Source organism: uncultured Amnibacterium sp. (genome assembly GCF_964245895.1).
Taxonomy (GTDB): domain Bacteria; phylum Actinomycetota; class Actinomycetes; order Actinomycetales; family Microbacteriaceae; genus Amnibacterium.
On the sequence record NZ_CAXTOQ010000121.1, the window covers coordinates 1 to 10,669 of the forward strand.

A 10,669-nucleotide genomic window follows, 5' to 3' on the forward strand; every position below is an offset into this window, starting at 1 on the left:
GGCATGCTGGTCGGCGGGGTGCTGCTGATCCTGCTCGGCGGCGTCGTGCTGCTCACCCAGATCTGGGCGCTCGTCTCCGCCTCGTACAACCACCTGGGCTGAGCGGGCCGATCCAGCGGGGATCGCGCTCGGGCGTGTCGGCCCTAGCCTGAGCCCGTGCGGCCCACGGTGAAGGACGTCGCTGCCCTCGCGCAGGTCTCGCCGAAGACGGTCTCCAACGTGCTCACCGGCGTGGTCCGGGTCGCCCCCGAGACGAGGAGTCGCGTCGAGCACGCGATCGGCGAGCTCGGCTACGTCCCGAATCTCGCGGCCAGGGGCCTGCGCTCCGGTCGGTCAGGGATGATCGCGCTCGTCGTGCCCGAGCTGCGCACGCCGTTCTCGGCGGAGCTGACGCACGAGTTCGTCGAGCTCGCGCACGAGCGCGGCCTCGGCGTGCAGATCGAGCAGTCCTGGGGGGACCCGCACCGCACCAGCGAGCTGGTGACGGCGGCGAGGCGGCACCTCGTCGACGGCGTCGTGATGAACCCCGTGACGGTGCAGGAGAGCACGGTGCTGCGCTCCGAGGACCGGGCGGGCGTGCCGATCGTGGTGCTGGGGGAGGTGCTGCAGGAGGACCTGGACCAGGTGTGGGTCGACAGCGTCGAGGCCGCACGCGCGATGACGCGCCTGCTCATCGGCCTCGGCCACCGGCGCATCGCCGTCGTCGGCGCCCCGGGAGGCGGGCTGGACACCGCGACGGGCAGGCTCCGGCTCGACGGCTACCTGGCGGCGCTCGGCGAGTCGGGCCTGGCCCGCGACCCCTCGCTGGAGCGCCCCTGCACGTCCTGGACCCCGGCCGGCGCAGCACATGCCGTTCGGCGCATGCTGGCGGACGGCGTGCGGCCAGACGCGGTGTTCTGCTTCACGGACTCGATGGCGATCGGGGCGCTGTCCGCGCTGCGGGAGGCGGGCCTGCTGGTGCCGCAGGACGTCTCGGTCGCCGGGTTCGACGACATCGCGGACGGCGAGTTCGCCTCCCCGCCCCTGACCACGGTGCACTTCGACAAGCGGGCGTACGCGGCCGCCGCGCTCGACCGGCTGATCGCGCGCATCGAGGGCTCCGAGGTGCCGGCGAGCCGGGTGACCGTGCCGGCCGAGGTGCGGCTGCGCGCCAGCGTGCGCGACCGCCGCTGACCGGGAGGCTCCCGCCTCGCAGCATGCTGTGAGCGCTCATGCCAGGGGTTGACGGAGCGTTCCAACGATGTAAGCGTGTCCGCCGTCCACGACGTCGTGACCACCAGGAGAACCCGAGCCCGTGCCCGAAGCCCGAATCACCGCCTCCGCCGCCGCCACGATCGGCCCGATCTCCCGCCGGGTCTTCGGCTCGTTCGTGGAGCACCTCGGCCGCTGCGTCTACGACGGGATCCACGAGCCGGGGCACCCGACCGCGGACGCGCAGGGCTTCCGCGGCGACGTGCTCGACCTCGTGCGGGAGCTCGGCGTGACCACGGTCCGCTACCCCGGCGGCAACTTCGTGTCCGGCTACCGCTGGGAGGACGGCGTCGGCCCGGTGGCGGAGCGGCCCGTCCGTCGCGACCTTGCGTGGCACTCCACCGAGACCAACGAGGTCGGCCTGCACGAGTTCGCGCACTGGATCGACCGTGCCGGCATCGAGCCGATGCTCGCGATCAACCTCGGCACCCGCGGCGAGCTGGAAGCCCTCGACCTGCTCGAGTACACGAACCTGCCGACCGGCTCCGCGATCTCGGACCGCCGGGCGGCGAACGGGTCGGAGGCGCCGTTCGGCGTCACGATGTGGTGCCTCGGCAACGAGATGGACGGCCCATGGCAGCTCGGCCACCGGAACGCGGTCGACTACGGGAAGCTCGCGAGCCGCACCGCGAAGGCGCTGCGCCAGCTGCAGCCCGACCTCGAGCTCGTGGTCTGCGGCAGCTCGAACTCGCAGATGCCGACCTTCGGCACCTGGGAGCGCGAGGTGCTGGAGCAGACGTACGACGACGTCGACCTCATCTCGGCGCACGTGTACTACCAGCCGGTCGACGGCGACGTCGACAGCTTCCTCGCCTCCGCGGTCGACATGGACCGATTCATCGACGTCGTCGCCGCGACCGCGGACCACGTCAAGGCGGAGCGGCGCAGCGACAAGACGATCCACATCTCCTTCGACGAGTGGAACGTCTGGTACTCGCGCCGCTTCGAGGAGCAGGAGCGCATCACCGCGATCGACGAGTGGCCGAAGGCGCCCCGCCTGCTCGAGGACGTCTACACCGTGACCGACGCCGTCGTCGTCGGCAGCCTGCTGATCTCGCTGCTCAAGCACGCGGACCGTGTGCAGGCGGCGAGCCTCGCCCAGCTGGTGAACGTGATCGCCCCGATCATGACCGAGCCGGGCGGCGCTGCCTGGCGGCAGACGATCTTCTTCCCCTTCGCGATCACCTCGCGGCTCGGGCGGGGTGAGGCGCTGCGCGCCTCGGTCTCCGCGCCGACCATCACCACCGGGAAGTACGGCGAGGTGCCCGCGGTCGACGCGGTCGTCACCCGGGAGCCGGAGACGGGCTCGGCCGCCGTGTTCCTCGTGAACCGCAGCCGCACCGAGTCGATCACCGCCACGGTAGCCCTCGAGGGCCTCGGCCCGGTCGCGATCGCGGAGACCCACACGCTGGCGGACGACGACCCGGATGCGGCGAACACGCTGCAGCAGCAGGACCGGGTCGCCCCCGCGGCGAACGACTCCGCCCGGCTCGACGACGGCCGGCTGACGATCGTGCTGCCGCCGGTGTCCTGGACGGCGGTCGGGCTCGAGCCGGAGCACTGATCGCGCCGGCCAGGCGCGCACATCCCGATGAGGACGACGAGGAGGTCGGACGCATGACTGGTGCATTCGAGCGAGGGACGCTCACCCGAAGGGGGCTGCTCGGGGCAGGGCTGGCGGCGCTCGCCCTGCCGCTCGCCGGGTGCTCCAGCCCGGTGGTCGCCGGGCTGACCGGGGCGCAGCTGGACCCCCGGACCTTGATCTTCTGGAACCTCTTCGGCGGCGGCGACGGCGCCCGGATGCAGGAGATGGAGGCGGGCTACCAGAAGAACCACGGCGGCCCCTCGTCGCTGCAGGCCACGGTGTTCGCCTGGGGCAACCCGTACTACTCCAAGCTGACGCTCGCCACCGTCGGGAACAAGCCGCCGGACGTCGCGGTGGCGCACCTCACGCGCGCGAAGCTGCTGGCGCAGGGCGGCGTGCTCGACGAGATCACCGACGACGACCTCGACTCCGTGGGCCTGTCCGCCTCCGACCTCGACCAGAAGTCGTGGGCGACGCAGCGGACGGACGGCAGGAACATCGCGATCCCGCTCGACACCCACCCGTTCGTCATGTTCTTCAACCAGGACGTCGTCGACAAGGCGGGCCTGCTCGAGAACGGGAAGCTGAAGTCGATCACCGGCCTGAAGGACTTCGAGGCGGCGCTCGCGGAGGTGAGCAAGGTCACGAAGGGCGCCGCGATCACGCTCGCGAACGTCAACGAGACGGCGACCCCGTGGCGCATGTTCCTCACCCTCTACAGCCAGATCGACGGGGCGAAGCCCTACCTCGGGGACGACGGCAAGACCATCACCGTCGACCAGGACGCCGCGAAGGAGGTGCTGTCGACGCTGCAGCGGTGGACGCAGAAGGGCTGGCTGAACAAGGGCCTGGACTACGCCGGCAGCCAGACGGTGATGTTCACCGGCAAGGCGGGCTTCTACCTGCAGGGCGAGTGGGAGATCGCGACCGCCCAGTCCATCAAGGGGCTGAAGTTCGGCATGGTGCCGGTGCCGCAGCTGTTCGACAAGCCTGCGAACCAGGCGGACTCGCACACCCTCGTGCTGCCGAAGAAGGACAGGACGCCGGAGCAGCGCAAGCAGGCGATGGGGTTCATCAAGTCGCTGCTCGACCAGAGCGACACGTGGGCGCTGGGCGGGCACGTCCCCGCCTACCTCCCGTACCGCGGCAGCCGGAAGTACAAGGAGCTGGAGCCGCAGGCCGACTACGCCGCCGCCGCGGAGCGTGCGGTGTACGACCCCGCCGCCTGGTACTCCGGCTCCGGCTCGACCTTCGAGACGATCGTCGGCTCGCAGTTCGGGCTCGTGCAGCAGGGCTCGCTGTCACCTGACGGCGCCCTGAAGTCGATCAGCGACCAGCTGCAGACGTACCTGAAGACCCCGTCCCCGCTCTGATCCGACACGAACAACCGGAGGCTCCAGCAATGACGCAAGCCATCGCCGTCCCGCCAGCGGGCGTCGCCGCACGACGCCCGACGCGCGCAAACCCCATCGACCGCGGAGGCGCGAAGGCCGGCTGGGCCTTCCTCGCCCCGTTCGGCGTCTTCTACGTCCTGTTCCTGCTCGGTCCCGCCGTCGCGATGCTCGTGGTGAGCTTCTTCAACACGTCGACGGTGAAGCCCGGGCTGGGGACCTTCGCGGGCTTCGGCAACTACGCCGAGATGTTCGGCCGCGCGGACTTCTGGGACGCGATGTGGCACACGGTGCAGTTCACGATCTACACGACGCCGCCGCTCGTGATCCTGGCGTTCGTGCTGTCGGTCCTCACGAACCGCATCGGGCGGGGCCAGTGGTTCTTCCGGCTCGCGTTCTTCCTGCCGTTCGTGCTGCCGTCGGCGACGATCTCGCTGATCTGGCTGTTCATCTTCACGCCCGGCTCCGGCCTGTGGGCCCTCGGCGAGCAGGCGATCGGCATCACGCCCGGCTCCGGCGTGCTCGCCAGCCCGAACACGGCGATGCTCGGCATCGCGCTCGCCACCGTCTGGTGGACGCTCGGCTTCAACTTCGTGCTCTACCTCGCCGGCCTGCAGGAGATCCCGCGGGAGCTGTACGAGGCCGCCGCCGTCGACGGGGCCACGCAGTGGGAGCAGATCCGCTACATCACGCTGCCGCTGATCCGGCGGACCACGACGCTGGTGATCCTGCTGCAGATCATCGCGAGCCTGAAGATCTTCGACCAGGTGTACCTGATGACCTCCGGCGGGCCCGGCACGGCGACGCAGGTCGCCCTCGGGCTCGTCACCGGCACCGCGTTCACCGACAACCGCATCGGGGCGGCGTCCGCCGCGTCCGTCCTGCTCTTCATCGTGATCCTCGCGATCGCCGTGATCCGGCAGCTGCTCGACCGCCGGAAGGAGGCGTGAGATGACGACGACGTCCACCACGCGGCAGGGGAGCGGCGTGAAGCACGCCGTCTCGGCCGCCGCACCCGCACGGCGGGTCGCCGCGACCGACGTGCACCGCAGCGGCCGCGCGTTCGACGTGATCGCGCTGATCGTGCTGATCGTGTTCGCGGTCCTCTGGCTCGTGCCGAGCCTGTTCGCCCTGAAGACGTCGCTGACGGACAACGGCACGTCCGCCCTCGGCGCGGGACCGATCATCGCGTCCTTCAACCCGACGCTGCACTCGTTCGCCTCGCTGTTCGGCGCGGGCGACATCTGGAACTGGTACATCGCGAGCGGCATCACCAGCGTGGTGACGGCGATCCTCACCGTGTTCCTCGCCTCGATGGCCGCGTTCGCGCTCTCGCGGCTGCGGTTCCGCGGGCGGAACCTCACCTACCTGCTGATCATCCTGGGGATCATGATCCCCACGCAGGTGCTGATCGTGCCGATCTTCCAGGAGCTGGGCGCCGTGAACCTGCTGAACACCTACTGGGGCGTGATCCTGCCGCAGGTGCCCGCCGTCATCGCGGTATTCATCTTCAAGCAGTTCTTCGACGGCATCCCGAAGGACCTGGAGGAGGCCGCGCGCATCGACGGCGCGAACCGGTGGCGCGTCTACTGGTCGGTGATCATGCCGCTGTCCCGGCCCGTGATCGCGGCGGTGACGATCCTCACCTTCGTCGGGGTCTGGAACAACCTGCTGCTGCCGCTGTTCGTGGTCGCCAACCCGAACCTGATGACCATCCCGGTCGGCCTCGCGACGGTGCAGGGCAGCTTCGGTCAGCGCTACTCCGACATCCAGGCCGGCGCCATCCTCGGCGCCCTGCCGCTCGTGATCCTCTACGTGATCTTCCAGCGCCAGATCGTGGAGGGCGTCACCGGCAGCGGCCTCAAGGGCTAGCGCGACGGGTCGCCGGGCGATCTTCGTCCGGCGACCCATCCGGTACGTGTTCCGGCCCCGAACCCCCTTCGACCGAGGGTGGTTCCGATGGAGACTGCAGCACCGACCGCGATCGACGGGCATCTCGTCGTCTCGACCCATCGTCCGCAGGAGGCTCCCGGGCTGCTCGCCCGCAGCTTCCCGGACCTGCGGCTCGAGGTGCCGGCGGACAGCCGGCCGTTCCTGTTCCGGCACAGCGCCTTCGGCGACGAGCTGCTGCGGTCGTACGAGATCGTGGTCTCCGGCCCCGCGCTCGCGGCGGGCTCGCTGCCCGCCGACCGGGTCTCGGTCGGGCACGTCGTCGCCGGGCGGTTCGAGGGGGAGTCCGGGCATCGCAGCATCGACCCGTCGGTGCCGTTCCTGCGCACCGCGGAGTCGTCGGTCCTGCGTATGCACGACGTGCACCTGCGCTTCGTGACCTTCGACGCGTCGGCGCTGCGCCGGGTCGCGGGTCGCGCGGAGGCCGCCGGGGGCCCGCACCTGCGGCTGATGCGGACCAGGCCGACGTCGGCCTCCGGGGCGGCGGCCTGGCGCTGGGTGGCCGACCGGGTGCACGAGACGGTGCGCGATCCGCGCGCGGTCGCGAGCCCGATCGTGATGGAGGAGCTCTTCGACCTGGCCGCCCGCGTGCTGCTGCGCGCGTTCGGCGACCGGGCGGAGGTGCCGGACTCGCCGCGCAGCAGCGCGCCGGCCGCGGTCCGCCGGGCCGTGGTGTACCTCGAGGAGCACGCCGACGGCGCGGTGACGATGCCGGAGGTGGCGGCCGCGGCCCGGGTGTCGGTCCGGTCGCTGCAGGCCCTGTTCCAGCGGCACCTCGGCGTCAGCCCGCTGAGCCACCTCCACGCCATCCGGCTGGAGGCGGCGCGGCGCGAGCTGATCGACGCCGACCGCGACGAGCCCGGCACGGTCGGGGAGATCGCCGCGCGCTGGGGGTTCGCGAACAGCGGCCGCTTCGCCCGCGTCTATGAGGCGCGGTTCGGCGAGCTGCCGAGCCGCACGATGCGCCGCGGCCGCTGACCCGCCGGGCCGCGAACCGCATCATCCGGGCCGCTTTCCGCAGGGCGGGCGATTCGCTCCCTCCCGTCCGGGGCACGGTCCCGAATCCTGTTCGAGCGCGGCGCCCCGCCGTGCGAAGACGGCCCCGCTGTCGGTGCCGCCACCCTGAACGACGATGCAGCAGGAGTGACAAGTTGTACGAGAAGCACTTCATCAGCGAGGCGGTCACCCGCAGCGCGACCACGGACGTCGACCGACGCAAGCTGTTCTCGATGCTGGGCATCGCGGGCGCCGGCGCGGCCGCAGCGACCGTGCTCGGCTCGAGCGCGGCCAACGCGGCTCCGGTCGACGCGACGAGCGACGCGACGGACGCCGCGGTCCTGAACTTCGCGCTGAACCTCGAGTACCTCGAGGCGGAGTTCTACCTCCGCGCCGTGACGGGTGAGGGCCTGAGCTCGAAGGACGTCGGCGGTACCGGCACGTTCGGCACCGTCTCCGGCGGCCGCGAGGTCAAGTTCAAGTCCAAGACGATCGCGAAGTACGCCCGCGAGATCGCCCGCGACGAGCGCGAGCACGTCCGCTTCCTCCGCGGCGCCCTCGGCGCCTCCGCGGTGGCGCGGCCGAAGATCTCGCTCGACGCGGCCTTCACCGCGGCGGCGCAGGCCGCCGGCGTGATCAAGAAGGGGCAGAAGTTCGACGCGTTCGCGAACGACACGAACTTCCTCCTCGCCGCCTACATCTTCGAGGATGTCGGCGTCACGGCGTACAAGGGCGGCGCGGGTCTGCTGACCAACAAGACCTACCTGGACGCCGCTGCCGGCATCCTGGCGGTCGAGGCGTACCACGCAGGTGCCGTGCGCACCGTGCTGTACGGCGAGGCGGAGAAGAACGCCGCGATCTACGGCATCGTGCAGAAGATCTCGAACGTGCGCGACGCGGTCGACGGCAAGTCCGACGACGACCAGGGCATCGGCAGCCGCGGCTCCGCGAACCTGGTCCCGACGGACAAGAACAGCATCGCCTACGGCCGCACGCCGGGGCACGTGCTGAACGTCGTCTACCTGAACCCGGCCGCGAACGTCACCAAGGGCGGGTTCTACCCGAACGGCGTCAACGGCGCGGTCAACTCGACCAGCTTCGGCAACTGACCGACCCGGAGGGCCCGTGCTGCGAGAGCGGCACGGGCCCTTCGGCGTCCCCGCGCTACTTCACGTGGAAGAACTGGATGCGCAGCGTGGACCCCTTGGCCTTCTTCGCCGTGTAGTAGCCGGCGAGCCCGTCCGTGCTGCCGCCGTACTGGCGGTTCAGGGTGTGCGCGACGTAGTAGACGTCGTGGCGGCCGTTCGCCAGGACGACGACCTTGGAGACGACCGCCGTGTGGTCCCACGACGTGTACGACTTGGGGTGGCCCGGCCAGCGGAACTGCACGATGTCGCCGACCGCCACCCGGTCGCGCTGGGAGTAGGTGAGCGGCGTGACGAGGTCGGGCCGCTTCTTCAGCCACCTGCTGAGCGCCGTCGACGACACCCAGGTGCCGCTCCAGCGCCCGGCGCCGTAGTTGAACCAGGCCGCGGAGCGCTTCCAGCCGCGGGCGAGCAGCGTCTGGCTGGTGAAGTTGGCGCAGTCGTTGCCGCTGAGGTAGCCGAAGGTGCGGTTCGAGGACACGTTCCAGTACTGGAAGGCATAGGCCATCTGCCGATCGAGCCGGTTCGTGACCTTGTACGTGAAGCTCAGCGGCGTCGCGCGCGCGACGCGGTCCGAGTACGCGGTCAGCGTGAGCCTGGCGACCTTCGCCTGGTAGTCGGCCGCGTTCGGCAGCACGAAGCGGGCCAGTGTCGGGGACTGCACGACGAGGTTCGTCACGGGCGCTCCGGCGACCTGCACGCCGGCGAGGTTCAGCAGGTTCGTGCCGGTCATCGTGACCGTCCGCGAGCCGGAGGCGTGGCCGCTGATGGAGCTGAGCCGCACCCCCGTCGGCAGCGGGACGACGGGCGTCGGGGTCGGCCTCGGCGTGGCGATGACGGTCGGCACGGGGGTCGGAACGGGCACCGGCACCGGCACCGGCACGGGGACAGGCGTCGGTCGCGGCGTGGGCGTGGGGGTCGGCCGCGGTGTCGGCGTGGGGGTCGGCGTGGGGGTCGGCGTCGGAGTCGGAGTCGGAGTCGGAGTCGGCGTCGCGGTCGGTGTCGGGCCGGGGGTCGTCGTCGGCGACGCGCTGACGGTCGGCGTGGGCGTCGGCGTGATCGCGGAGGCCGGTGCGGCGGCTGCGGTCGCGGCGAGGGCGGTCACCACGGCTGCCGAGAGCACCGCGGTCAAGGTCGTCGTTCTGATCGTCATCGGTGGTGCCGTCTCATCCCTGAAGTCCTGCGAGTTGTGAGGGAATCGATAGGACCGTCCCCTGTTCAGGGGAAACGCGGTCGCTATGATCCGTCTCATCGCGCCCGGTCGACGGTAGTTCGGCGCTCGGAACGGGTCGAACCCCAGTGCGGGGCGCAGCGGGACCGCAGGATTCGGGGGATCGGGTGGCGGAAGGCCGGTGGCGGAGGGCGCCGTTCGCCCAGCACGGCAGGCTGCGGTCCCCGGGCCCGGCGGGTGCGATCCTGCGCGTCGTCGCGATCGGCCTCTGCGTGGTCCTCGTGGCCGGCGCCAGCGTCGGCGCGATCGCCTACGAGCGGTTCGTCGCGAACGTCGGCAGGAACCAGGTGGCGCTGCCGGGCGACGACCCCACCGACATCCCCGAGATCGGCGCCTACTCCGGCACCGTCAACCTGCTGCTCGTCGGCAGCGACACCCGCGACGGCCAGGAGGGGCACTACGGCGCGAACCCGGGCAGCACCCTCAACGACGTGAACATCCTGATCCACATCAGCGAGGACCACACGAAGGCGACGGTCCTCAGCTTCCCGCGCGACCTCTACGTGACCCGGCCCGAGTGCAGGAACCCCTCCGACACCGCGCAGCGGCTTCCCGGCGCGACCGGCGTCAAGATCAACAGCGTCCTCGAGTACGGCGGGCTGGGCTGCGTGCGGGACACCGTCGCGGACCTCACCGGCATGACGATCCCCTTCGCGGCCATGATCACCTTCGACGGAGTCGTCGAGATGTCGAACGCGGTCGGCGGCGTGCAGGTCTGCGTGGCCAAGGCGATCGACGACGACTACACCGGCCTGCACCTGACGGCCGGCGACCACACGCTGAAGGGCGTCACCGCCCTGAAGTTCCTGCGCACGCGGCACGGGGTGGGCGACGGCAGCGACCTCACCCGAATCAGCTCGCAGCAGGTCTTCCTGTCGTCGCTGGTGCGCAAGATGAAGAGCGCGTCCACGCTGACCGACGTCACGAAGCTGTACGGGCTGGCGATCGCCGCCTCCGACAGCATGAGCCTCTCCTCCGGCCTCGCGAACGTCGACACGATGGTGTCCATCGGACGCGCGGTCGCGAGCATCCCGCTCGCGCAGTTCGTGCTCGTGCAGTACCCGACGACGCTCTACGCCGACGGGCTGGTCCCGAACGACCCCAGCGCGAAGGGGCTGAC

10 protein-coding genes are annotated in these 10,669 nt (G+C 70.9%); 9 read left to right on the plus strand and 1 reads right to left on the minus strand.

Annotation, left to right across the window (positions count from 1 at the left end):
* The first annotated feature begins 156 nt into the window (after window positions 1–156).
* From ACFE60_RS14265 to ACFE60_RS14295, 7 genes are all read left to right on the plus strand, one after another.
* Window positions 157–1,173 carry a LacI family DNA-binding transcriptional regulator gene (locus ACFE60_RS14265; RefSeq protein ID WP_375389531.1) on the plus strand — a complete coding sequence of 339 codons (1,017 nt, stop codon included), beginning with the start codon at window positions 157–159 and terminating at the stop codon, window positions 1,171–1,173.
* A gap of 121 nt (window positions 1,174–1,294) precedes the next feature.
* Window positions 1,295–2,815, plus strand: coding sequence for an alpha-N-arabinofuranosidase (locus ACFE60_RS14270; protein WP_375389532.1), 1,521 nt, complete (start codon window positions 1,295–1,297; stop codon window positions 2,813–2,815).
* A gap of 53 nt (window positions 2,816–2,868) precedes the next feature.
* A complete protein-coding gene (locus tag ACFE60_RS14275) occupies window positions 2,869–4,209 on the plus strand; it encodes an extracellular solute-binding protein (protein WP_375389533.1) in 1,341 nt (446 codons plus the stop codon).
* A gap of 29 nt (window positions 4,210–4,238) precedes the next feature.
* Window positions 4,239–5,177, plus strand: coding sequence for a carbohydrate ABC transporter permease (locus ACFE60_RS14280; protein ID WP_375389534.1), 939 nt, complete (start codon window positions 4,239–4,241; stop codon window positions 5,175–5,177).
* Between the two features lies 1 nt (window position 5,178).
* On the plus strand, window positions 5,179–6,099 hold the full coding sequence (locus ACFE60_RS14285; protein ID WP_375389535.1) for a carbohydrate ABC transporter permease: 921 nt from the start codon (window positions 5,179–5,181) through the stop codon (window positions 6,097–6,099).
* Between the two features lie 87 nt (window positions 6,100–6,186).
* Window positions 6,187–7,155, plus strand: a complete 969-nt coding sequence (locus ACFE60_RS14290; RefSeq protein WP_375389536.1) for a helix-turn-helix transcriptional regulator — start codon at window positions 6,187–6,189, stop codon at window positions 7,153–7,155.
* Between the two features lie 173 nt (window positions 7,156–7,328).
* The gene (locus ACFE60_RS14295; protein ID WP_375389537.1) at window positions 7,329–8,282 is read left to right on the plus strand and encodes a ferritin-like domain-containing protein; all 954 of its coding nucleotides are present in this window, start codon (window positions 7,329–7,331) and stop codon (window positions 8,280–8,282) included.
* Between the two features lie 55 nt (window positions 8,283–8,337).
* Here ACFE60_RS14295 and ACFE60_RS14300 read toward each other — a convergent pair whose 3' ends face one another.
* Window positions 8,338–9,051: an amidase domain-containing protein gene (locus ACFE60_RS14300; protein WP_375389538.1), complete on the minus strand. Its 714-nt coding sequence runs from the start codon at window positions 9,049–9,051 to the stop codon at window positions 8,338–8,340.
* On the opposite strand from ACFE60_RS14300, the gene ACFE60_RS14305 reads away from it, so the two are divergent.
* Together ACFE60_RS14305 and ACFE60_RS14310 are read left to right on the plus strand one after the other, a co-directional pair.
* Window positions 9,041–9,511 carry a hypothetical protein gene (locus ACFE60_RS14305; protein ID WP_375389539.1) on the plus strand — a complete coding sequence of 157 codons (471 nt, stop codon included), beginning with the start codon at window positions 9,041–9,043 and terminating at the stop codon, window positions 9,509–9,511. The genes ACFE60_RS14300 and ACFE60_RS14305 overlap by 11 nt on opposite strands.
* A gap of 145 nt (window positions 9,512–9,656) precedes the next feature.
* The coding region (locus ACFE60_RS14310) for an LCP family protein (RefSeq protein ID WP_375389540.1) at window positions 9,657–10,669 on the plus strand (1,013 nt) is incomplete at its 3' end.

Coding starts and splice junctions, on each gene's coding strand:
- ACFE60_RS14275 (WP_375389533.1), top strand. CDS start 2,869: ATGACTGGTGCATTCGAGCGAGGGACGCTCACCCGAAGGGGGCTGCTC.
- ACFE60_RS14290 (WP_375389536.1), top strand. CDS start 6,187: ATGGAGACTGCAGCACCGACCGCGATCGACGGGCATCTCGTCGTCTCG.
- ACFE60_RS14285 (WP_375389535.1), top strand. CDS start 5,179: ATGACGACGACGTCCACCACGCGGCAGGGGAGCGGCGTGAAGCACGCC.
- ACFE60_RS14280 (WP_375389534.1), top strand. CDS start 4,239: ATGACGCAAGCCATCGCCGTCCCGCCAGCGGGCGTCGCCGCACGACGC.
- ACFE60_RS14300 (WP_375389538.1), bottom strand. CDS start 9,051: ATGACCGGCACGAACCTGCTGAACCTCGCCGGCGTGCAGGTCGCCGGA.